Genomic DNA, 23,294 nt, shown 5'->3' on the forward strand with positions numbered 1-23,294 from the left:
GGCTTTGTATTAAGGATTGCTAGCAGTGTTGCAGTCGCTTGGGGACTAATTTTTATGAAGCCATCCCTTATGCACGTTACATCAGGCCGACAATGAAATAGTAAACTCAGTGAACAGTAACCTTGTCAAATTTTAATAGTAATACTTTTAAATATCAAAGCAATACTTAATTTTGCCCTCCATTGGTTGGTTTAACTCTTAACTCTACTTCTCTACTTGCATGGAAGCCCTGCTCTCCCCAATTCAAGTCAGTCCCGCTAAGCCCGAGCCTACGCCCATCACCGTTGCCAACGGCGACGGCATTGGCCCCGAGATAATGGCGCAAACGCTGCGCATTTTGAATGCCGCCGGCGCGCAGCTTGCACCCGAGTTTATTGAGGTAGGTGAGCAGCAATACCAGGCTGGCCACAGCTCAGGCATTGCCCCCGAAGCTTGGGACTCGTTACGGCGGACGGGCGTATTGCTGAAAGCGCCCATTACCACGCCATTGGGCGGAGGCTACAAAAGCCTGAACGTGACGCTGCGCAAGACCCTGGGACTGTACGCCAACGTGCGGCCCAACCGCTCATTGTACCCGGCCGTAGCTACGCGATTTCCCAACCTGGACGTGGTTATTATTCGGGAAAACGAGGAGGACTTGTACGCCGGCATCGAGCACCAGCAAACGCCCGAGGTGGTGCAATGCCTCAAGCTGGTGTCGCGGTCGGGCTGCGAAAAGATTGTGCGCTACGCCTTTGAGTACGCCCGGCGGCAAGGTCGGCGCAAGGTGACGTGCATGACCAAAGACAACATCATGAAACTAACTGATGGGTTGTTCCATCGGGTGTTCACGGAGATAGGGCGAGAGTACCCCGATATTGAACAGGAGCACCAGATCATCGACATCGGTACGGCTCGCTTAGCTGATACGCCTGAGCGCTACGACGTGGTGGTGACGATGAACCTCTACGGCGATATTATTTCGGATGTGGTGGCTCAGATTGCTGGCTCTGTGGGCTTGGCCGGCTCGGCTAATATTGGTGAGAGCGGGGCGTTGTTTGAAGCCATTCATGGCTCGGCCCCCGACATTGCCGGTCAAGATATTGCCAATCCTTCGGGGCTGCTGCAAGCTGCCCTTATGATGCTACGCCATTTGGGTCAGCATGAGGTAGCCCAACTGGTGGAAAACGCTTGGCTGTGCACGCTCGAAGACGGCTTGCATACGGCCGATATTTATCGGGACGGAATTAGTCAGGAAAAAGTAGGCACCATGGCCTTCGCCGACGCTGTTATTGCTCGTCTGGGTATGCAGCCCACCCAGCTTCGCGGTGCTACCCAGCCGGAAACTGGCTCGGGTCAAGCGGAGGCCATGGTGCCCGTCGCTTCTTCCCCTCGCCCCCGTCCGCAGCAAGAACTGGTAGGCTGCGACATTTTCCTGCTAGCCGACGGTGCCGTTCCCCACGAGCTAGGCCAACAGTTAACCGAGCTGGCGGGGCCTGATCTAAAGCTGAAAATAATCACCAACCGCGGCGTGAAAGTGTACCCGGAAGGCCACGCAGAAACCTTCTGCACCGACCACTGGCGCTGTCGTTTCGTGGATGCCGCCATGACTGGCCCCGAGTCGCCTTATCAGGTTATCGACTACCCAAGGGTGCTCGCGCTCATGAACCGCCTGACCACAGCGGGCCTCACTATCATCAAAACGGAGAACCTGTATTTATTCGACGGACAGCGAGGCTTCTCACTAGGCCAAGGCGAATAAGAAATCTCAACTAACCATCCCTTTCCACAACCCAAAGCTATTCTTGAACACGCGCACCAGAAAAGCCCCCCAGTTCTCCGCAAGGAAATGCTGGGGGGTTTTTTTGGCAGTTGGAGCTAACAGGAATCTGATGCCGTCCGTCACTCAAATACAAGACTCTTTTTACACTTAGTGAGCCTCGCGCGTACCGTCTGGATAGGTAGTGGTACCGTGCTTGGGCCGTTTGGCGGAGTTGCTACTTTTAGCGGAGCTTACTAAGGCCATTGTGATGGCGGCAGCGGAACCGATTAGAGCCGCGGCCGCGAGCGGGTTTGTAGTGGCGGCCGTGTAGAAGCTGGTTTCGCGGGTGTAGCCGGGGTAGTTACCGCGCTCCTCTAACGAGCCGATTGCGCCATCGAGGCCGTTGTAGTCGCGCTGAGGAGGGTAGTCGGCTTTTTCCTGCTTGGCGAATACGTTTTCCATAAACTTGTCGAGCAGGCTTGGCACCCAGTTGTTCATAGCCATAATGGCGCGGCCACCACCGCCCACGGTTATTTCGCGCTCCGGTACTTCGCAGCAGTGCAGAATGGCGCGGGCAACGGTTTCGGGAGCGTAGGCAGGCGGCGCGTGCTGGGCCTCGCGCTCCATATAGTTCTTGGCGTGCAGCGGATAGGGCGTATCAATGGCAGCCGGCTTGATGAGCGTAACGACAATGGGCGCCTCGTCCATTTCCAATTCCATGCGCAAGCCATCAGTGAAGCCTTTTACGGCGTGCTTGCTAGCGCTATAGATGGTTTGCAGAATGGCCGTCGTTTCGGACAGAATGCTACCAATGTTGATAATGGCCCCGCCCTTCTGCTTCAGGTGCTTCGTAGCTTCCAGCGAGCCGTAAATCAATCCCCAGAAGTTGGTTTCGAACAGCTTACGCATGTCCTCGATAGGCACCTCCTCAATTTTGCCATAAATAGATACACCGGAGTTATTTATCCACGTGTCGAAGCCGCCAAAGCGGTTTATTGCTGTCTCGGCAATGTGGCGCACATCATCTTGGTTGCTTACATCGGCCACCACGTGAATAGCTTGGCCACCATCTTTTTCTATTTCGGACACTAGTTGGCGTAGGGCTTCTTCGCTGCGGGCAGCCAGCACAAGGCGAGCACCTTTTTTAGCGGCCATACGAGCCGTAACAAGGCCGATGCCCGAGGATGCACCGGTAATGACAATTACTTGTTCAGAAAGCTTTTTTAGTTTGGGTGTCATAGCGTTAGGTTTCGGTTGATATCTCTTTCCATACGACACACTTGTAGCTGGACGTTACGCTGGGGGAATATTTTGTTTGGTTGCCCATGCTACGCGGTAGTCTATTTCACAGAAAAAGGGACGAGTCTCCGACCAGTCCCTTATCTAAAGCTGCAGCAAAAATCATCTAAAAAGCGGCTCGCAGCTGCGCGGCCGCAAAGTTCTGGGCTTGTTCTGCTTTAGGCACTACGGCGTAGGTACCGAAAAACTTATGCGTGGTGCCAGGGTGAGTTGGTAGCTCACGGCCACGCCCGCGCTCAACAGTTTGTCGCGCAATTGTTGGCCTTCAGTCTGTAAGGGATCTATTTCGGCACCAATAATTGTCACGGGCGCCAACCCGCGCAGGTCGGCTACATCGTCTGGAGTAAGCAGGCTATACAAGCAACAGCAAGCATTCATCACCTTATTTTACTTGAGCTAGTTAACAGCTTGGGGCATTTTTTTAAGCAATAAAAAACCTCCGCGACCAGTTGGTCACGGAGGTTCACCAGCTGGCGACGTATCCCCCTCAGTTTACGCCGGTCAGTGGTTGGCAAATGCCAGTGATAACCTACAGTAGCGACAGCGCAAGCGCTGAGATGCCCTTAAGTTACCTGATGCAGTTTTTGACTTATCCTCATTCGAGGACCTGTCCGTTAGCTTGTCTTATTTGCCTTTCGCCGTAGAAATATCTCTTGTATCATCAAACTCGGCATCAGCGTCAACACCAGTTTGTTCTTCCAGTACTTCCTCGGCGTGCTCCATGGCCTCAGTACCGTAGATGTGCTTTAGGTCAGACATCGTGCTCTCATTCACATTCAGGTCCTTCAGTAGACCTTCGCTAATATCGTATACCAAACCGTGCAATTGCGGAGGGTTGTCGCCCTTCATCGCGTTTTGGATGATGTTAGTCTTGGCTAGGTTACGCACCTGCTCCATCACGTTCAGCTCTACTAAGCGCCGTAGTTGCTGCTCTTCGTCCTTGATGCCCGAGAACTCCGTCTCATGAAGTCGGATTACGTCGCGGATGTTAGTTAGCCAGTTGTCGATGAGGCCGTATTGTTTGCCGGCTGCTGCCGCTGCTACGCCGCCGCAGCCATAGTGGCCGCATACGATGATGTCTTTTACTTGCAATACTTCCACCGCATATTGGAGCACCGACAGCAGGTTCATATCGGTATGCACCACCATGTTGGCAATATTGCGATGCACGAACATTTCGCCGGGACCAGTGCCGGTGATGGCACTAGCAGGCACGCGTGAATCGGAACAGCCAATGAACAAGTAGCGTGGCTTCTGTCCTTTAGAAAGCTTTTCAAAAAATTGCGGGTCTTGACTCCGCATTTGCTCTACCCAACGGCGATTATTTTCGAGAATCTCTTTCATCAGAAGGTAAGTTGAAACGTAAGTGAGAAATACTTGCAGTACCTAATTCTGGTCAGATACTGCGAGCGATTGAAGCCACTAATTAATGGCCGAGTATCGGTACTTCGGTGATGTTGCGCACTTCTAGATTAATGTCGCGCTCGGAAGCCGTAATACGGTAATTTTGAATGGCTTCCAGCACATCGTAATCAATGTATTCTGAATCGGACCCGTCCAGAATAACATGCTTTCCATTGGGAATACGGTCGAGGGTCGTAACGATGCTAGCCTTATTCAAGAAGGTAACATGCTCAGACAGCTTAATGTGAACTGTGTTAGGGTCCTGACTTGGCTCGTCATGATAATAATAAGCCGACTCGAGGTTGGCTTTCAGGATATAGAATACGCCTACTGCCAAACCAACGCAAACACCTTTGAGCAAATCAGTAAATAGAATAGCGACTACTGTAACTACGAAAGGCAAGAACTGGGGCCAGCCCAAACGCCACTGACTGCTATACAGCGCTGGCTTGGTGAGTTTGAAACCAACCATCAACAAGATGGCTGCCAAAGCAGAAAGCGGAATCTGATTCAGGAAATCAGCCAAAAACAGAAGACTCGCTAACAAAAGCAGGCCATGGATAAAAGCTGACATCTTGGTTTGCCCCCCAGCGTGAATGTTGGCTGAGCTACGCACAATAACGGCCGTAAGCGGCAAGCCACCTATAAGCCCGCTTACTATGTTACCAACACCTTGAGCCAGAAGCTCCCGATTTTGAGGGGTGTGACGCTTGTGTGGGTCAAGCTTATCGACCGCTTCTACGCTAAGCAGCGTTTCGAGCGAAGCAACAATGCCAATCGTGAAGGCTACTATATAAGTAGAGCCTTTGCTAAGGAAGCTCCAATCCGGGAAGTTTAGCTCGGCAACCAAGTCACTGAACGACGAGATATTAGGGAGCTTTACTAAGTGCTCAAACTGTATTTGCAAGCTAGGTGCTGTTAGTCCAAACAGTTTATTCATTACAATTGATAGCACTACTACTATCAAAGCACCAGGTACCAGTTTTACAAAAGACAATCGGCGAACAAACTTAGAATCCCAGGCTAGGAGGATGAGTAAGGAAATAACTCCAATTATTGCCGAACCTGGTTGAATAGAACGCCAAGCTGCACCGATAGCGCTAAAGGTATTTTCTCCATTGAACTGCAAAAAGTTCATATCCTCAAAATAGTCGCTATCAGCGCCCAAAAAGTGAGGTATTTGCTTTAGAATCAGGATCAGACCAATGGCAGCCAACATGCCGCGAATGACTGACGAAGGAAAGTACAAGCCAATAATACCGGCTTTAGCAAAGCCTAGTATCAACTGGATAATACCTGCCAGCACAGTGGCTGTAAGCACAGCCTCAAAAGAGCCTAGCGTGCTGAGAGCTGCCAAGATGATGGCGGTAAGACCAGCAGCCGGACCGCTTACACTTAGCTGTGAACCGCTTAGCATGGAGACCAAAACGCCCCCCACTATGCCGGTGATAACACCTGAAAGCAGCGGCGCGCCTGAGGCGAGCGAAATACCCAGACACAAGGGCAAAGCCACCAAAAACACCACCAAACCAGCGGGCGCGTCTTTGGAAAGCGTACTCAAATAATTAGTGGGAGGCGCCTTGTCGGTAGAAGGCGTAGCTGGAGCAACTTTTGGCATGGGGGAGAGATGCGTCGTAAAGTACAACAGTAGCTATCAGCACCAATTACTGATACAACACTTTCATACGATACAAACCTACCCTCCAGTCGTTAAGACCCGATTAAAACTATATTAAAATAAGGTTAAAATAGGATGTATCTCGAGTTGGTTGTATTAGCACAATTATATAGAGTGGACTACGCGGCGACATTTGGCCAAGTCAAGCGAACCCGCGTCCCAACATGTAGCTGGCTTTCTACTTCGACTGAGCCCCCATGCAGCTCCATAATCTTGGCTGTAAGGGGCAAGCCAATACCGTGTCCTGGCACGTTGCGCACAGTTTCGGCCCGAAAAAACGGTACGAACACTTGCTGACGGTCGGCCTCGTTCATTCCTACCCCATTGTCGAGCACATCTAATTTCACTTGTTTGCCTGTGGCATCCAGCGTAGCCACCACTGGCTCATCACACCCTCGGGAAAACTTGCACGCATTCTCCAGTATGTTGAGCATAGCAGCTAGAAGTAGCGCCTCATTGCCTCGCACTTCGAAAGCAGATGCGCCCTTATGATTTTCTGGCTCACTGAAGGCCAGATCGATACGGCAGGTAGGGTGCCGCCGCTGCATTTCTTCGTGGGCTTGCAGCAGGAGTTCATCCAACCGGATTGTGCTTAGCGTTACCTGCGAAGGATCATCAGAGGCACGGGCAATCTGAAGCAGGCCATTGGTGAGGTTGTTGAGCAAACGAGCCGCATCAAGTGTGCTACTCAGCGTCCGGCGATATTCTTCGGGAGTGCGCTCCTGAAGCAATGCCACTTCTAACTCACCAATTAGGGCGGCCAGCGGAGTGCGCAACTCATGTGAGGCGTCGCGCACAAAGTTTCTTTGCCCAGCAAATGCTGTTTCGAGTCTATCCAGCAGGCTATTGAAGCGTTGAGCTAGGTGAGAAACCTCATCCTGCCCATCTGCTTTCGACAAGCGCCGATGCAAGTCGGAGGCAGTAATAGAATCTACCTCCTGCACAATACGCTGCATAGGCCGCAACGCCTGCCGAGCAAAAAACCACCCACCGATCCCTACCACACTCAAAGAGACTAAAAAGCCCCCCAGCAACCGACGCCGCAGGTTGCGTAGCTGCCGCCGGCTATCTGCATCCAGGGAGGAGGCTACTACGACAAAATCGCCGCGCTGGGCATCATGGTACAAAACACCAATGGTCTGTCGTAAGTCTTTATCTTTAATGATAACCTGCCGGTTTTCGCGCACTTCGGCTAGCATTTCTACTGGCACCGGTTCGCGGCGCCCGTCTCCTTCCTGAAACACCACCTCATTAGCAGCATTGTATACGCGTGCTTCCTCCTCAGGTAGCGTGCGGTAGAATTGGCGTAGATAGCGCCGGTACGAAGCCCGACTGGCTTCATCGGTCCGATTGGTGCCGTCGAGGTACACATGAGCCACTACCCGCGTGCGGGCTAACAGGTTATTGGTAAAGAACTCCTGTCGCGACTGGTAAGTGAAGTAATAAATAACCAGCGAAAACAGCAGCAGAGTAATTGCCAGAATGGCCGCAAACTGTAGCGCTAAGCGCGTTCGGATGGTCATGCGATTAAAAGAAATGGCCCTTGCTCGTGTGGGAGCACCTGCATGGTCGGGGGGCTTTTTTATTACTTCCCAGCTTTCGTTGTAGAGTTCGGGTATACAATAGCGCTAAGGTCATGCGGGGCGAGCTAACGGAATCTCCAAGCTCAACCCAACTTCCCGGCCGACACAGCTAATAGGTATTTAAACAAAAAAATGCCACCCAGTTTCTCAACAAGCGATAATCTACTCCTCTCGCATTACGTATCCCATTCCTACAAGCGTATGAATGAGTTTAGGAGAGAAATCTCGGTCAATCTTCTTCCGTAAGAAGTTAATGTATACATCAATGACGTTGGATCCAGTATCGAAGGATGTTTCCCACACCTGCTCCAAAATATCTACCCGCGACACGACCCGATCTTGGTTACGCAGCAGGTATTCGAGCAATGCGAACTCCCGGGCTGTCAGTTGAATGGACTGATTAGCTCGCTGCACCTGCTTGCGTCCGGGGTCCAAGGTCAGGTCGGCTAACCGTAGCACTACATCAGCCGCCGGACTTTCGTGACGCCGCCGGACTAGCGCTCTTATACGAGCTAATAACTCCTGAAACGCAAAGGGCTTAACCAAGTAATCATCAGCCCCGGCATCGAGGCCCCGAATCTTATCGTCGGTTTCGCCCAGAGCCGTCAGCATCAGAATTGGTACTCCCGTGTTCTGGGTCCTTACCTGCTGACACACTTCTAACCCATTAAGGCCTGGAAGCAGATTGTCTAGGATAAGTAAATCATAGGGTTCGGCTAGCGCACGCCGTAGTCCAGTTACGCCATCAGCAGCAACTTCCACTGTGTGCTGCTGTTCCGTTAGGCCCTTTTGCAGAAAGGCTGCAACCTTAGGCTCATCTTCTACCAACAAAATTTTCATACACAAGTATACGAAGCGCCAACCAAGATGATCGATCTATACTTCAGTTAACTAGGGTGAATAGTCGATCATCCGACTAAATGGTTTTGACTTCGCTAACATGATGCGAAAACCTTCATCTTAATAATGCGTATGGTCTGCGAATTGTTAAGTACAAGATTATATAATTAATATTTAATTATTTCTTGATTTAAAACCCGAAGTGCAATACTTTTACTATATAGTACAGTAAGTCACTACATCTTAAGTAATTTTGCTTGCTCTTTGCTTACTCTGAAAAGTCTTTCATTCTCTACCCCCTACACACCGAGTATATGTTCCGTCTTTATTACGCGTGCACCCTTATCATGTTGGCCAGCTTAGTCTCATGCGTTTCTACCAAGGACATTAGCTACCTACAGGATTCTGAATACTCGAAGACGCAAGCTAAAGCTGTAAATAATGAGCGTTCAGAATATAAACTAGCAACTAATGATGTCCTAAATATTGCAGTACAGAGTGCCCAGCCAGAACTCACCCAGGTTTTTAACTTGAATGCTAACCAAAATTCTTTCAATGACGGCAACCCTGGCTCTCAATATGTTAGTGGCTACGTTATAGATGCAGGGGGTAATATCATACTGCCAACTGCGGGTCGCCTTGCCGTAAGAGGTCTTACTGTATCCGAGGCTCAGCAGGTTGTTCAAACAGCCGTTAATAATTATGTCAGAGGAGCTACTGCATCAGTAAAGCTCGTAAGCTTTAAGGTTACTGTCCTTGGCGAGGTTAGAAATCCAGGCTTTTTCTACGTGCAGAATCCGCAGGCTACCATTTTAGAAGGTTTAGGCTTAGCAGGCGACTTGACCCCGCTTGGGAATCGGCGCAATGTAAAATTGATCCGTCAAACGCCTACTGGCTCGGAAGTCATCCTAATGGATCTGACTAGCCCTAACCTTTTGAAATCACCTTACTATATGCTCAAGCCAAACGATGCGCTTTACGTAGAACCTGAAGCAGCACTTACTCAGCGCGCAAACATCAGCAATCTAAGCCTCGTATTTGCAGGTCTAACTACTGTGGCCTTGATCGCTAATCTCATTTACACTGCCACCAGATAGTGGTGACAGATAATGCTGAGTGCTGATTTCACGCATGTTTAACAGGATACCCGACTAGTATGTATCTTGTATATAATAATAAGCTTCTCCTTTTTTTGTTACCGAAATGAACAAGCAAGAATCTTCGGATGAGCTGCACTTGAGCACCTTGCTCTTCAAATGCAGGCGTCATTGGTATTTATTTGTCATCACACCAATCATATTTTTAACAGCTGCATGGCTGGTAGTTCAGACTTCTGCTCCTGTTTACAGCTTCCTCTCAACTATTAAGTTAGCAGATAGGGCGACACCTGGTGCACGCGAAACCCAGGAAGCATTTAATCCGACCGACAATAGGAACGAGACTAGCGTTGAAGATGAAGTCAGTGTTCTATCCTCTGCTTCAATTATCGAACAAACCCTTCGTAAGCTTGACTTTGAGGTATCATACTTTGATGTACCTGATAATTGGCTTAATAATATTGGAGATTTAAAAGTGCAAGAGCGTTATCAAGATGCTGGTTATCTTGTGAAAGTGGATACGACTGCACCGCAAATTACTGGTGTACCATTATTTATTGAGCTTCGTCCGGATGGATTATATCATATAAAGGGAGAGTCAAAAAAAGCGGATGTGACAGACATGCGCACAGGAGCTGTATTAAGAACCGTTAATGACTTTACACTTAATGAGATTGTTCGTCCTGGCCAATTACTTCGTACTCCCAATTTAACGCTAACTATTAACCCTACTGATTCAACAGGGACAATGCCAGAAGTGGCACGTCGTTACTTCGTACTGAATAACATTCAAGCCTTGATAGGTGAATACCAAGGTAAGCTGACGGTAGAGCCTACTGAACGTTTCGCACGGGTACTTAGACTATCAAGTAAAGGTTCTGTTGGTGCTAAGGAGACACGCTTCTTGAATGCCCTCATGGAGACATATGTACTAAACGATTTAACGGATAAGAATAGAAAAGGCAGTAAAACATTTGAGTTTATTGAATCTCAAATTACTAAAGTAGCTGATTCACTCCGTCGTTCTGAGGCGGCATTAGCCTCGTTTCGCGCATCTCGTGGAATGGTCGATGTTGAAACTCAATCTAGTTCAGGAATTGGTAAAATTAGTGAGTTAGAGAATCAAAGAGCACAGCTTCTAACTACCCGTCGAACTTACGAGAGTGTATTGAATGCACTTCGAACTAATTCAAGTGAGGAAGCAGTAAGCACCTGGGCTAGCGCAGGAGTAAACGATCAGGTTCTGGATAATCAATTAAGTGACCTAGCTCAATTGACAAGCCAAAGAGCTGGCTTAGCAGTTAGCGCAAATAATGACAATCCCGTTTTATTGGCACTAGATAGTCGAATTCAAAGTCGACGCCAATCGCTTCAACGTAGTCTGAACGGACTTATTCGCTCCTCCGATGCAACATTAGCTGATATAAACAGCCGTCTTGCCTCTATTAAGCGAGCTATTAACCAGATGCCTGAGAATGAACGACAGATGGCTCGTTTGCGCACTCAGAGTACTTTGAATGATCAGAATTATAATTTTCTGATGCAGAAAAGAACAGAGGCGGCCCTTATGCTGGCTACCAATGTGAGCGACAAAAAGATCGTAGACAGGGCACAACAAGCAGGTGGACAGCCAATTAGTCCGAAGGGTAAGCAGATGTACGTATTATCTATATTAGCTGGCTTAATAATCCCTGCTGGCTTTATTCTATTACGCGACCGTACAGTTCAGACAGTACAAAGTGCTGATGACCTGAAGCGTGCTACAAATGCTCCTTTTTTGGGCTTAGTTGCCGATGCTGGTCGCAAAATCAGGCTGGCTCGGATGGAGATGCCACGTTCAGCTGTTACAGAATCTATTAGAACAGTCCGTGTAAATTTACAGTATGTAGCCGCAGGTCCCGACCGTCGAGTAATCGGCTTCACTTCATCTACTTCGGGAGAAGGCAAAACATTCTGTTGCACAAACTTAGCAGTTGAATTAGCCTTATCAGGAAAACGCACGATTTTGATTGAGACGGATATGCGTAAGCCTACTATGGCTGGGTATTTCGGTTTTGACTCCCGCCATACTGGGCTTTCATCATACCTTAACGGGGAATGTAGCTTAGACGAGGCAGTTCAGCGCCCTGATATATCTAACTTAACAGTACTGACTGCCGGACTTATTCCAGAAAATGCTTTAGAGTTACTTGAATCGCAGCGCTTAGCGACTTTGATGTCACAGTTGCGTCAGGAATACGATTACATAGTTTTTGATACCCCACCATTAGGGCTAGTATCTGAATACTATGTACTAAATCGATACATTGATGTAACTATTTTTGTGGTTCGCCACAGTTACACGCAACGTGCGATGTTATCTCAGATACAGGATCTTGTACAACGTCAGATGGATAACCAACAAGTTTTTGTCTTGTTGAATGGCGTTAATTTTTCCTCTAGTTATGAGTATCGCTATAAGCGTGAATCGGCCTACTACACTGCTTAAAATGTCAATTTGCATAACCTATTCTGTAGGCCTTGCTCCCAGCTTACTCTGTATAAATGAGTCAGAATTTATCTTCGCGTATTCTCCATAGTATTAAGTGGACTACAGCAGCCACCTTTACGACGGCAGCGATGCAGGTGGGCTATAGTGCAATTATGTCGCGCCTGTTAACTCCAGCTGACTTTGGGTTAGTAGCTATGGCGGGGGTTGTACTAAGTTTTGGTGGCTATTTCGCACAAATGGGTTTAGAGCAAGCTCTAGTTCAACGTAGCACACTAAGCAAAGAAGAGATAAGAGTTGCCTTTTCAGTTTCAGTTCTACTTGGTGTTAGTTGCATGATCCTTTTGTGGTTCATTGCACCATTAGTTCCACTCTACTTTCACAATTCTAATGTTGTGCCCGTACTACGGGTTATGGCTTTTGGCTTAATGGTAACGGGTTTATCTGCCACCTCTATCAGTTTACTTAAGCGCCAAATGGCATTTAAGACATTAAGCAAAATAGAGGTTACCTCCTATGTAATCTCTTATGGGGGTGTAGGATTGGGCATGGCCTTCATGAAGTATGGTGTGTGGAGCTTATTAGGTGCGACACTCACACAAGGAGTATTACTGTGTATACTATCTTATTGGAATGTACGCCACAGTATTAAGCCTTTACTTAATTGGCATATTTTCAAGCCACTGTTTGCCTTTGGAGGCAGAGTATCAATAATTAGTTTTCTTGAATTTCTAGGGGCTAACTTAGATCAATTATTTATAGGCCGACTATTAGGTGCGCACGTTGTAGGCATTTATAATCGCGCATTCATGCTTGTGTATCTACCTATCCACAACATGACTACTAGTATCTCAAGGGTATTGCTACCAGCATTTAGTACTCTACAGAATGATCGTACTCAATTAAGCAAAGCTTACCTCACAACAATATCTCTCACTAGTTATGTTGTTCTTCCAACTTGTATCGCGATAGCTGCTACAGCAGAATCAATGGTACGAGTAATGCTTGGTGAGCAATGGTTAGAAGCTATCCCTATTCTACAAATAGTTGCATTTGTGGTAGGATTTAATATGCTTTCTACTTTTGGGGGTATTTTATGCGAATCCTTAGCTGATCTTGATTTTAAATTAGCATTACAAGGTAGCTATGTAGTTATTCAAGCCATTCTGATGATTTACGCTAGCAGATTTGGCTTGATTGGTTTGGCTAGTGCTATGTTAGTGGGTGAAATGCTACGTCATAGTGCTTATACCATAGCTGTAAGACGATTGCTAAAGTATAGCTATACTGATGTGTTGATGAGCTATTTACCAGCTCTTCTTACCTCCATTATTATTGGAGGTGCATCCTATGGTTTGACTACTGCTTTTGATAATTCACAGGTACCAGCGCTAATGCAATTAGTAGTGCATATACTGTTAGGTGCCTTCCTTTTAATAAGTCTGTTAGGGCTAAACATTAATCGACCAATTCTTTTGCACTTGAATGAGCATGTGCTGAGTAAAGTCACCTTTCTACAGCGCGTGCGGTTTCTGAATCGGTTAAGACTAGGAATAGCTAAAGTCAGAGTACGACTCGCCAGAGCTCTCCAACTTAAATTATTGGGATCGATGGTAGGTAACCTACCTGTTACAGCTTTGAGGTCTCTAGAAGAGGTGTGGGGGTGGGATGCAGTTAGACCCCATGTGCATACAATGCGTATTTTGTCAGCCCCTACTACTCAACATTATTCTTTTCCCGAACATTATCCGCCATACTTTCGACGCCATAAAGCGTTTGAAGCAAGATTAGCCTACTGGCTGCATGATGTGTGCGTTGCTCCAGATAACGGACTCACTTGGCTTCCAAACGCCGATTACGTTTTATCTGAAAGCATTGGTGACATTCGTCGGCTCATGGGTTGGGGCAATCTAATGCCGCATCTTCATCTACTACATACTCGCCGCCCTACTCCTCTACCTGAAAACGAGCTAATAATAGCAGCAGCGCCTGCTCCATTTTTCCATTGGATTTTCGAGACTCTACCTAACTTATTAGCTGCATTAGAATTATCGCCTAAAATAAGAATTCTAGTTCCAGCACAGTACCCAAACTTTGTGCGTCAAGCTCTGCAATTACGTTTAGGGGAAGATTTTGATCGGCAGGTACTTGTAAGCGATGGTGCTGTTCGAGTTCCAAACTTACTATTGTTGCAAACGGAAGTAGATGCAGGCTTTATACCACCTATAGCAATAGAGGTGCTGCGTAAAAATTATTTACCCTATTATACGAAATTACCAACGGGTCAACGCGATATTTATATCTCACGACGTTTTTCGCCTAGACGAGCTATTGCTAATGAAGTGGAATTAGAAAATGCTCTCCGTCAAAAAGGCTTCGAAATAATTTACTGTGAAAGATTAAGCTTTGCCGAGCAAGTAGATTTATTCAGTCAGGCTCGAAATATTGTGGCTTTGCATGGTGCGGGATTAAGCAATATAGTGTGGGCTCCTAAGGGAACGCAGGTATTAGAGGTTTTTCCAAATGGATACTTCAACGACTGCTATGCACGGCTATCAATTCAGTTGGGTTTCCAATACAACTATGTAACAAGCGGACATGCTCAGGGAAGGAGCGCTTCTGGGACTATTTCGGTGCCTGATATTCTAGCCAATTTAGCTACCCTTGTTGCCCCTAAACCAACAAGCATGGCCACCATTCTTTGATCAAATCAAGACAGTCTGGTGGCTGTTTACATCATTTTTATTAAACCCATTTGATGAAACTCAATTACTCCATTTTAGTTAGTAGTACTGATAGTTACTCTGACTGCTGGATTCCCTTTTTTACATTATTTAAAAAGTATTGGCCTAACTATAAGGGAAGAATATTTTTAAGTACAGAGACCAAAGACTTCTCTTTTCCTGGCCTAGATATCACATGTACACGGGTCGCTCGTTTCACAGGGAATACTAACACACCACATGGATCGCGATTGTTAGAAGCCTTCAAGCAGATTGACACAGACATTGTTGTCTATTTACATGAAGACATGTTTTTGGATCATTACGTACCTGAACAAACTGTTCAAAGGTTAGTAGACACGATGCTGGAGCATCAAATGAGCTATATAGGGCTAGTAGAAAGCGGTAATCAAGGGCCATTTCATCCAAGCGTATTTCCTGATTTGTGGGAGGTGGATCACACCGACAACTATTTGTTTAGTGCTATGGCATCTATGTGGAACATTAGACGCATGGCTCGTTACTTTAGGCGGCACGAAAATCCGTGGCAAACAGAATTTTACGTTAATCGCCGGGTAAAAGGCACTAATGAGTTATTTTATACCATCAACCGCGATATTTATTCCTATCCAACCTGCGCAATCATTCCATTTAACCCAGTTACTGGTATTTATCGAGGAAAATGGCATAAAGATGCGGTGGTGGACTTATTTACTGCTGAAGGTATTCAAATAGATTACTCTCTACGAGGATTTTATATGCCAGGTACAGAGGACGATGAAGAGCCGCCAAAAGAGATATCTTTTAAGAAACTAGTTTCTGTTATCAAGTCTAGAATATGATCAATATCGTAACTAGTCTTTGTGTAGATGACAATAGCACACCAAACTCGTTGTATCCACAGCTACGCGATATAAGTGCTAGCAAGCGACGTCAGGTATACTGGCAATGTACTGCTGTATTTTTCGCTACCTCAATACGCTTTAATCCAACAGCCCGTCACTTTCTGTATACGAATGACCAAGAGCCAGCTATTTGGGGTGGCACTGATTTCCGGCAATTTTTGAACAATTTAGGTATAGAAATCAGGCTATTAGCTTTTGAATCATTTCGGCCGCCTGAGCACTTTATCACCGAATTTCGTAATGCTTTTTACAAGCTTGACGTTCTAAGATGTTTATCGATGCCTGAGTCTGGCAGCTACAGCTTATTGCTTGATTCAGATTGCGTTTGGACTCGTCCCTCACTAGCACTAACTGACTTAATTCAAAGTGATACGCTTTTGCTCTTAGATGCGGAGCCTGAATCATTACCAGAAACAAAGATTCATGGGCTAAGCCGCCGCGATATGGGCGACTTGTATCGAGAACTTGATCCAACTTATCCAGTAGTGGCACCAATTCATTTCGGAGGTGAAATCATTGGTGGAAGCCGTGAGCGCTTAGCAGAAGTAGTGAATGAACTTGATACAACTTGGAAGCAAATAATAAGGGATTACCCTACGTCTCCTCCTAGATTTCGTAATAACCGAAACATTTTTGATGGGGATGAGTACATGACTAGTTTCGTATGTAATCGGCTGCCTCGTCCTTGGTCTGACGCTAGTCCTTATATTCGCCGTCTTTGGACTAACTATAATAAGACGAATGTTCGCCAGTCCGATGCCTTGCTCCCTTTATGGCATCTTCCTAACGAGAAAACACAAGGACTACCTGTACTTAGTCGCCAAGTAGTTAAACATGATTCCCAATTCTGGAAATTGCCCCCTGAGGCACTTGCAGATTATCTAGGTAGCTATCTAGGTGTCCCACATGTAGTCTGGCGACCACGTCGTCTTCTTACTTTGGCCACTAAACTCCCACGGCTATTGGTAATCGCTAAGCGGTTGCTTCACCGTTCCGCTTCCACTAGTTAATTTTTTTGTTGACGCACACCGCTATGAAACTTGGGCTTTCTACACCTATTGATGTCGATGCGTTACGTCCTTATTTAGATGTTGCTGACACTGTCATCCCTAGTGGTATGGGAGGCAGCGCCATTACACCATTAGTTCAAGGGTTACTCGAGGCTGGTCACCATGTATCTATCTACTCATTAGATCCTCAGGTTACAACTCCAGTCATACTGCGCGGTCCCCATCTGACAATATATCTGGGCCACTTTCGGCCTCGCGCTCGTCACCGTTGCTTAGATTTATTTCAACAAGAAGGTAAGGAATTAGCTCGTTTTATTCAGCAGGATAAACCAGAGATCGTCCATGCTCATTGGGGCTATGAATTCGCACTAGGCGCTCTAATTAGCGGCTATCCTCATCTAATTACTCTTCACGATGACCCATGGCTAATCCTACGCTATATGCCCGATGCATATAGAGTAGCTCGATTATTATTAAAACTCAGAGTTCTACGATGGGGTAAAAACTTCACTGCCGTATCACCATATTTGGCGAATAGCCTAAAAAATAATACTCGGCAGCCAGTAGTAGTACCTAATGCCCTTAGACCAGCCCCAGGTGGTGTTCATTCCTTTCCAACAGGCCCTCGGCGACGAATAATCTCTATGCTTGCCGAGTGGTCTTCTCGTAAAAACGTTGATACTGCTCTACTAGCGTTTTGTGAGGTGCGTAAGCGTTTAGGTTCCGACGTAGAATATTGGTTATATGGTGCTGATTATGCGCCTGATGGCATAGCTTACCGCTGGGCTGAGGCACATGGAGTGACTGAAGGCGTGCACTTTGCTGGTAAGGCCACACATACTGAAATGATGACTATTTTGCCTGAGTTCGACCTAATGCTCCACCCTTCTCGTGAAGAGTCATTCGGCATGACGTTGGTAGAAGCAATGCAAGCTGGCGTACCAGTGGTGGCGGGACACAAATCTGGTGCAGTTCCATGGGTTCTTGAGCATGGCCGCTATGGTGTTCTGACGGATATAAATTCTTCTAATGCAATCGCAGATGCTGTATGTGAACTACTTACACAGCCCAAGAAGTATGAAGAATTAAGCGCTCATGGCATTGATATGGTACAGAGACGATTTTCGATATCTACTGTCACTGCGGCTTACGAGGCACAGTATCATCGAGTACTCAATCAAATTTCTTCTAAGACAGTAACAGCTGTGTCTTATTAAATAGGTTTACTACCATGAAAATCCACTATCGTCTTTTGTACATAGTCCCTTTGTTGGCTATCCTGATATTGGATCCATTATTCTCCGACTTATTAGCTGGAGGAAAAACGAATACAGAAGGCCTCTCTTCAGGCCCGTACCCAGCCTTTTTGATAGCACTTTGTATACCCATAAGCATACTCTTATACAAATACCTAAAGGGAATATCTCGCTATGTTTTTTGGCTGGCATTGATAGGCATGAGCCTGTTAATGGCTGAATCTTATCTGCAATACAACGTACCGGCAATCTATCCGCATGTGTTCCAGAAAGTTATGGTTTTGTTCGCCTTGACAGCTTTGTATGGAATTTATGAGCTAACGAAGCGCATTACCTTAACAGACTTAGTTGGAGTAATTTGGGTAGGCCTTATTCTTAACCTAGCTATTGTCAATTCAGATTCCTTAAGTATGGGGGCTTTCGTCGATCACGACCGTGGTTTACATGCCTCATCTGTCTACTTATTAGTTTTGCCTCTGCTCTTTCATTTCAATTCATATCTTCATACTCGTAAGTCCTTGCATTTGATGCTATTCTTCTTAGTTGCAGGACTAATATTGTTCTTTCAACATAGGACTGTTTGGGTAGTTTCAATAGCATCCTTATCGCTTAACGGCTTGTTGCTATTGCGTACGGCTCGACAGCGCTTAGACTTCAAAACCCTACTTCCCCTGTTTGGCATTCCGGCTATCATAATATTCTTAGCGTTGTCCACTTTAGCAGCAACTAACCCTAAGATTCTACTCAAAATAGCTGATGATATATCTGACATTGAAAACCATGATAAACAGGGCACAGGAGGATGGAGAGCTGAGCAAGCTAGATCTTATTGGCCCTTTATTGAAGATAACCCAGTAGTTGGTATGCGATTCCAGGGGTTCGAGTTGCCCATACAGTTTTACGACCCCGATCAGCCTTGGCTAGTTGTCTTTCCAGATGGTAATGGCCACTTTCTACACAGCTACTACATAGACTCTTTATTCTATTTAGGAGTCGTTGGCTTACTATTGCTCTCTCTACCTCAACTGCACATATTGTATCAGATGGTGCGCAGCCCAGCTATTGATCCTGAAGCGATGGCATGGTCAGTATTCATTGCTACTAGTCTGTTATATGGCTATTCGTATGCTTTACCATCATGCTTTTATGGAATAGTAGGTTTAGGCCTTGTTCGTATAAGACAGTTGGCCGAGCTCAATGTGGCTTCTACACAAGCCCATCCTCATTCAATAGAAAAGGAATCTCCATCTGCGGCGATACCTTACTCTGCCTAATTCTATGTCGATTGACTCTTCTTTTTCTACTGTAGCAACAAGTAAAGCTCCCCGTGTAGCAGTTTTGTTTTTAGTGTTCAACCGTCCTGATGTCACTGAGAAAGTACTAGCAGCTATCCGGACTGCTCAGCCTCCTCGTCTTTATATTGCCGCTGATGGTGCTCGTCCCAATAAGCCCGCCGAAAAAGAGGCTTGTGATGCCGTCCGAAAGTTAGTAGAAGCGGGAGTTGACTGGCCATGCAAAGTGCATACACTTTTCCGGGAGCATAACTTAGGTTGCCGCCAAGCAGTGAGTACAGCAATTGATTGGTTTTTCGAGCATGAGGAAGCTGGTATCATTCTGGAAGACGATTGTTTGCCTAATCCTTCTTTTTTCCCCTATTGTGAGGAGTTGCTCTACCATTACCGTGATGATACACGAGTGATGCATATAAATGGCAACAATATAATGCGTGGCTGGGTACACGATTCTGACTATTCCTACTATTTCACTCATCATGCTGCTATCTGGGGGTGGGCAAGTTGGCGCCGAGCCTGGAAGCATTATCATGTAGATACTCCTTTATTACCTGAGTTAGAGCGCAAAAAATATTTTTGGAGGCACTTTTTCAATGGTATTGAAGCGCGTATGTTATTACGTCCACTTTGGGCTACACATAATAAGCAGCTTGATACTTGGGATTATCAATGGTCTTTTGCAATCATTATACAGTCAGGACTTAGTATAATGCCGATAGTTAATCTAATCAGCAATATTGGATTCGGAGGGGAGGCAACACATACGTTCAATCCCTCTCACCCTTGGGCTAACCTTCCTTCCGCGTCACTACCCCAACCTTTAGAACACCCCAAATTTGTACTCCGCGACCCTATTTCTGATTATCAACTATTAAAAATTACTCTTCGTGATAAAATAATGGCCCGATTACGTTCGGTAACCACCTTGAAATGATTTCAGCATCTAATCAAACGTTGCTTTACAGAGATCATCTCTACAGCTATCGGAGGAATGTTGTTAAAGCCATTCAGCGGCTAACAATGGCATAGCAGTCCTTATTGCGAACTCCTTATTGCCCGAGCTTTTAGTCTGTTACATAGTGTCTCTACCTATGCCTAAAATACTTCACATCCTTCATTCTCTACGCTTTAGTGGGGCCGAAGTGATGCTTAGGTTGGCAATGCCCACAATACAAGCAAACGGTTTTGAACAACATATGCTTGCCGACGGCAACACAGTTGGTGACTACGCTTCTGCTTTGCAACAGGCAGGATTTACAATACACCATCGACCTTATACCACTTGGTCGATTGTACATTTATGGCGTTTATATCACTTCCTGCGACAAAACCAGTTTACCGTAGTTCATAATCATACAGAGCAAAATTTTTTCTGGTATCTACTCGTAGCACGCTTGGCAGGTGTTCCTCGACTTGTATCTACGGTGCATAACAACTTTGTTTTTTATGGGCAGGTACGTTGGCGCCGCAGCATTTATCGATGGCTCGCAAGGCGATTGTTTGGAACAACTTTTACCGCTATCGGTCCTTCAGTTGCTCAAGTAGAAGCTCGTACTTATTATAATCCTACTATTTTAGTACCTAACTGGCTTGACGAACAGCATTTTGTACCCGCGCGCAATATAGAAGAACGGATTGCCGCTCGTCGACACTTTGCTATTCCTGATGATGCTATTGTTATTATTTCCGTAGGGGGCTGTTCCACTATCAAGAATCATAAAGTCATTTTAGAGTCTTTACCAATCTTACAGTTGAGGGGCATTCATAACCTTGTTTATCTTCATGTAGGTGAGGGCGTTACTCATGCACAAGAACAGCAACAAGCTCAACAGCTAGGATTAAATACTGTAGTAAAGTTTGTGGGCCAAATGCATAATGTGCGTCAAGCGTTATTGGCCGCTGATATTTATGCAATGCCTTCCTTATTTGAAGGGCTAAGCATTTCGCTACTAGAAGCGTTAAGTTGTGGTTTACCCGCAGTGGTGTTTGATGTATATGGGCAACGTGATTTAGTAATTGACGGCCAGACTGGTCGTTGTGTTCCACCTAATACTGCGGCCTTTACTGATGCCTTGCAGGAGATGATTGAGCAGCCTTCTCTACGTCAACGTTATGGTGAAGCAGGTCGCGAATTTGTTCGGCAACATTATTCGATGAATTCGTCTCTTTCCAAATTACTGCGTCTTTACGGGGTCCCAATCAATAAACACGTTTTGGTACCTCAGTCAGTTATATAGCTTTTCAGGCCCAATATGCTCGCGGCCCCTTGTGCACTTCTACTATGCTATACATTGTCATTCCTGTTTTCAATCGGCTTTCTTTCACTCGAGCTTGCCTCGACTCCTTGCGCAAACAAACTGACAAAGATTTTCAGATAGTAATAGTGGATGACGGATCTACTGACGATACGGCAAACACGCTGGCAACATACTATCCAGAAGTAAAAGTCTTAGCTGGTACTGGATCTTTATTTTGGACAGCAGGTGTAAATTTTGGTTTACGTTATGCACTTGATAAAGGAGCCGATTGGCTAATGACGATGAATAACGATGTAATAGTCTATCCTGATTTTATAATGAGGATGAAGGAAGCAGCGGCTAGTCGACCTCCAGCTTTATATGGGGCTTTCGAATTAGATGCTATCACTCAAGAACCCATCTATAGCGGTGGATGGTTAAATTGGCATACTGGTAGCTTCCGTCGGTTGATTGATGATTTATCTCCTGATCAGCGTCAGGGCCAATGGCCAACTCAGAATCTGCCTGGACGTGGTCTTTTAATTCCTCGCGTTGTCTTTGATCGTATTGGTTTGTTTGCAGCCGACATTTTGCCGCACTACTACGCTGACTATGATTTTACGCATCAAGCACGCTTAGCTGGCTTTGAGGTTTACATGAACTTTGATGCGAAATTGGGAACGTACCCTGATGAAAGCGGTGATCAGCACAATCGCAAACTCAGGAGTATACGCAATTACTATAATCATTTATTTAGCATAAGGGGGGGCGCTAACCTCCGAGATTTTACTCAGTTTGCTCGTCGTAATTGCCCCCCAGCTGCTCTTCCTTTTTATTTAGCTAGTGGATATATGCGCCGATTAGTAGGTTACTGGCTTTAATATATTGCGATATAAAAGTTCAACTAACTGTATAACAACAAATTACATGTTTAGGTTATGCTTAGACTTTTAGTAAAACTGTGATTGAGCGCAACTGCTCAACTCAAGGTAATCATATGGTGTGCTTAGATATTTTAAGTAGGGTAGGGAGCAAGAGGTGAGTGGTTGAAAAGCTACCTTCAACCCATTGATATAATCATTTGTCCAGAGCAGAATATTGCCTACTTACAGTTCGTTTATTAGGCTTTTGCTTTAACCTATGGTCGGCTGTTGGTATACGTAGTTGATATACTAGCTCTGCATCCTGATCAATAGTGATAGTTAGGAAGTTATTTCTTGATATGCTTCATCGGAACACTTAGACGCAGACAGAGCAGAAAATTCGACAGTCACTGGACCGGCTTAAATGGCGTCCAGATGTTTAGAGCCGTGACTTTGCTTTGGCCTTACAGAATTATGGTTGGCTGTGAACATGGTCTCTTTTTCACTCGTCGCTAAGCGCAGAGTTGAGAGTATTAAAGTGGCCGCTACACGATTGCAGGAAGCATGCCTCTTATTTAGATTTAGGAGGAAGCTCATTTTCGTATCCTAACATTGGTTGTATCTAGCTATACTCATGCTCTATTAGCGTCCAGTTAACTTATAACAAAGACCAATTACCCATCGCAAGGCGATACAAGTATACCTGTGGATATGTATGATAGATATTTTCCTCGTACTGTATGTTCATGTGTCAATTCCTAGCTTTCGCCTTCTGTGTTATTGAGTACAGTTTGCTCCCAGATATAACACTATCCACATTTGGCATAATTAACTAGAGGCCTTAATCACAGCAAACTGTTCTATTTCACGTCTCGATA

Annotated in this window: 17 protein-coding genes; 11 read left to right on the forward strand and 6 right to left on the reverse strand. The window is 45.9% G+C overall.

All coding sequences use genetic code 11. The annotated features are described in order from the left end of the window. Positions 1 to 220 precede the first annotated feature (220 nt). The gene (locus tag ACW9KT_RS12580; protein ID WP_457080871.1) at positions 221 to 1,741 is read left to right on the forward strand and encodes an NADP-dependent isocitrate dehydrogenase; all 1,521 of its coding nucleotides are present in this window, start codon (positions 221 to 223) and stop codon (positions 1,739 to 1,741) included. Between the two features lie 168 nt (positions 1,742 to 1,909). On the opposite strand, the gene ACW9KT_RS12585 is transcribed toward ACW9KT_RS12580, so the two are convergent. The 6 genes from ACW9KT_RS12585 to ACW9KT_RS12610 form a co-directional block, all read right to left on the reverse strand. Continuing rightward, positions 1,910 to 2,980, reverse strand: coding sequence for an SDR family oxidoreductase (locus tag ACW9KT_RS12585; protein WP_457080873.1), 1,071 nt, complete (start codon positions 2,978 to 2,980; stop codon positions 1,910 to 1,912). Between the two features lie 225 nt (positions 2,981 to 3,205). Next, entirely contained in the window at positions 3,206 to 3,418 is a 213-nt protein-coding gene (locus ACW9KT_RS12590; RefSeq protein WP_457080875.1) for an alpha/beta hydrolase fold domain-containing protein, read from the reverse strand. 246 nt (positions 3,419 to 3,664) lie between these two features. Beyond that, positions 3,665 to 4,384, reverse strand: coding sequence for a carbonate dehydratase (gene can, locus ACW9KT_RS12595; RefSeq protein WP_457080876.1), 720 nt, complete (start codon positions 4,382 to 4,384; stop codon positions 3,665 to 3,667). Positions 4,385 to 4,466: 82 nt separating this feature from the next. Further along, a complete protein-coding gene (locus tag ACW9KT_RS12600; protein ID WP_457080878.1) occupies positions 4,467 to 6,062 on the reverse strand; it encodes a SulP family inorganic anion transporter in 1,596 nt (531 codons plus the stop codon). 179 nt (positions 6,063 to 6,241) lie between these two features. After that, the gene (locus ACW9KT_RS12605; RefSeq protein WP_457080879.1) at positions 6,242 to 7,645 is read right to left on the reverse strand and encodes an ATP-binding protein; all 1,404 of its coding nucleotides are present in this window, start codon (positions 7,643 to 7,645) and stop codon (positions 6,242 to 6,244) included. Positions 7,646 to 7,867: 222 nt separating this feature from the next. Beyond that, positions 7,868 to 8,545 carry a response regulator gene (locus ACW9KT_RS12610; RefSeq protein ID WP_457080881.1) on the reverse strand — a complete coding sequence of 226 codons (678 nt, stop codon included), beginning with the start codon at positions 8,543 to 8,545 and terminating at the stop codon, positions 7,868 to 7,870. Between the two features lie 314 nt (positions 8,546 to 8,859). On the opposite strand from ACW9KT_RS12610, the gene ACW9KT_RS12615 reads away from it, so the two are divergent. From ACW9KT_RS12615 to ACW9KT_RS12660, 10 genes are all read left to right on the forward strand, one after another. Further along, a complete protein-coding gene (locus ACW9KT_RS12615; protein WP_457080883.1) occupies positions 8,860 to 9,642 on the forward strand; it encodes a polysaccharide biosynthesis/export family protein in 783 nt (260 codons plus the stop codon). 106 nt (positions 9,643 to 9,748) lie between these two features. Then, the gene (locus ACW9KT_RS12620) at positions 9,749 to 12,130 is read left to right on the forward strand and encodes a polysaccharide biosynthesis tyrosine autokinase (protein WP_457080885.1); all 2,382 of its coding nucleotides are present in this window, start codon (positions 9,749 to 9,751) and stop codon (positions 12,128 to 12,130) included. Between the two features lie 56 nt (positions 12,131 to 12,186). Then, complete coding sequence (locus tag ACW9KT_RS12625; protein ID WP_457080886.1) at positions 12,187 to 14,835, forward strand: oligosaccharide flippase family protein; 2,649 nt, start codon at positions 12,187 to 12,189, stop codon at positions 14,833 to 14,835. Positions 14,836 to 14,888: 53 nt separating this feature from the next. Next, positions 14,889 to 15,695 carry a hypothetical protein gene (locus tag ACW9KT_RS12630; protein WP_457080888.1) on the forward strand — a complete coding sequence of 269 codons (807 nt, stop codon included), beginning with the start codon at positions 14,889 to 14,891 and terminating at the stop codon, positions 15,693 to 15,695. Beyond that, a complete protein-coding gene (locus tag ACW9KT_RS12635) occupies positions 15,692 to 16,768 on the forward strand; it encodes a hypothetical protein (protein ID WP_457080890.1) in 1,077 nt (358 codons plus the stop codon). The genes ACW9KT_RS12630 and ACW9KT_RS12635 overlap by 4 nt, the downstream gene beginning before the upstream one ends. A gap of 23 nt (positions 16,769 to 16,791) precedes the next feature. Then, positions 16,792 to 17,985, forward strand: a complete 1,194-nt coding sequence (locus tag ACW9KT_RS12640; RefSeq protein WP_457080892.1) for a glycosyltransferase family 4 protein — start codon at positions 16,792 to 16,794, stop codon at positions 17,983 to 17,985. Between the two features lie 14 nt (positions 17,986 to 17,999). Beyond that, positions 18,000 to 19,298, forward strand: a complete 1,299-nt coding sequence (locus ACW9KT_RS12645) for an O-antigen ligase family protein (protein ID WP_457080894.1) — start codon at positions 18,000 to 18,002, stop codon at positions 19,296 to 19,298. A 4-nt stretch (positions 19,299 to 19,302) separates the two neighbouring features. Next, a complete protein-coding gene (locus tag ACW9KT_RS12650) occupies positions 19,303 to 20,250 on the forward strand; it encodes a glycosyltransferase family 2 protein (protein WP_457080896.1) in 948 nt (315 codons plus the stop codon). A 157-nt stretch (positions 20,251 to 20,407) separates the two neighbouring features. Continuing rightward, positions 20,408 to 21,553, forward strand: coding sequence for a glycosyltransferase (locus ACW9KT_RS12655; RefSeq protein WP_457080898.1), 1,146 nt, complete (start codon positions 20,408 to 20,410; stop codon positions 21,551 to 21,553). Between the two features lie 44 nt (positions 21,554 to 21,597). After that, on the forward strand, positions 21,598 to 22,434 hold the full coding sequence (locus ACW9KT_RS12660) for a glycosyltransferase family 2 protein (RefSeq protein WP_457080900.1): 837 nt from the start codon (positions 21,598 to 21,600) through the stop codon (positions 22,432 to 22,434). Positions 22,435 to 23,294: the final 860 nt, after the last annotated feature.

It is taken from the genome of Hymenobacter sp. HD11105 (assembly GCF_054051685.1).

Excerpts from the sequence above, each read along its gene's own strand:
- ACW9KT_RS12580 (WP_457080871.1), top strand. The coding sequence starts at position 221 with ATGGAAGCCCTGCTCTCCCCAATTCAAGTCAGTCCCGCTAAGCCCGAG.
- ACW9KT_RS12585 (WP_457080873.1), bottom strand. The coding sequence starts at position 2,980 with ATGACACCCAAACTAAAAAAGCTTTCTGAACAAGTAATTGTCATTACC.
- ACW9KT_RS12590 (WP_457080875.1), bottom strand. The coding sequence starts at position 3,418 with ATGAATGCTTGCTGTTGCTTGTATAGCCTGCTTACTCCAGACGATGTA.
- can (WP_457080876.1), bottom strand. The coding sequence starts at position 4,384 with ATGAAAGAGATTCTCGAAAATAATCGCCGTTGGGTAGAGCAAATGCGG.
- ACW9KT_RS12600 (WP_457080878.1), bottom strand. The coding sequence starts at position 6,062 with ATGCCAAAAGTTGCTCCAGCTACGCCTTCTACCGACAAGGCGCCTCCC.
- ACW9KT_RS12605 (WP_457080879.1), bottom strand. The coding sequence starts at position 7,645 with ATGACCATCCGAACGCGCTTAGCGCTACAGTTTGCGGCCATTCTGGCA.
- ACW9KT_RS12610 (WP_457080881.1), bottom strand. The coding sequence starts at position 8,545 with ATGAAAATTTTGTTGGTAGAAGATGAGCCTAAGGTTGCAGCCTTTCTG.
- ACW9KT_RS12615 (WP_457080883.1), top strand. The coding sequence starts at position 8,860 with ATGTTCCGTCTTTATTACGCGTGCACCCTTATCATGTTGGCCAGCTTA.
- ACW9KT_RS12620 (WP_457080885.1), top strand. The coding sequence starts at position 9,749 with ATGAACAAGCAAGAATCTTCGGATGAGCTGCACTTGAGCACCTTGCTC.
- ACW9KT_RS12625 (WP_457080886.1), top strand. The coding sequence starts at position 12,187 with ATGAGTCAGAATTTATCTTCGCGTATTCTCCATAGTATTAAGTGGACT.
- ACW9KT_RS12630 (WP_457080888.1), top strand. The coding sequence starts at position 14,889 with ATGAAACTCAATTACTCCATTTTAGTTAGTAGTACTGATAGTTACTCT.
- ACW9KT_RS12635 (WP_457080890.1), top strand. The coding sequence starts at position 15,692 with ATGATCAATATCGTAACTAGTCTTTGTGTAGATGACAATAGCACACCA.
- ACW9KT_RS12640 (WP_457080892.1), top strand. The coding sequence starts at position 16,792 with ATGAAACTTGGGCTTTCTACACCTATTGATGTCGATGCGTTACGTCCT.
- ACW9KT_RS12645 (WP_457080894.1), top strand. The coding sequence starts at position 18,000 with ATGAAAATCCACTATCGTCTTTTGTACATAGTCCCTTTGTTGGCTATC.
- ACW9KT_RS12650 (WP_457080896.1), top strand. The coding sequence starts at position 19,303 with ATGTCGATTGACTCTTCTTTTTCTACTGTAGCAACAAGTAAAGCTCCC.
- ACW9KT_RS12655 (WP_457080898.1), top strand. The coding sequence starts at position 20,408 with ATGCCTAAAATACTTCACATCCTTCATTCTCTACGCTTTAGTGGGGCC.
- ACW9KT_RS12660 (WP_457080900.1), top strand. The coding sequence starts at position 21,598 with ATGCTATACATTGTCATTCCTGTTTTCAATCGGCTTTCTTTCACTCGA.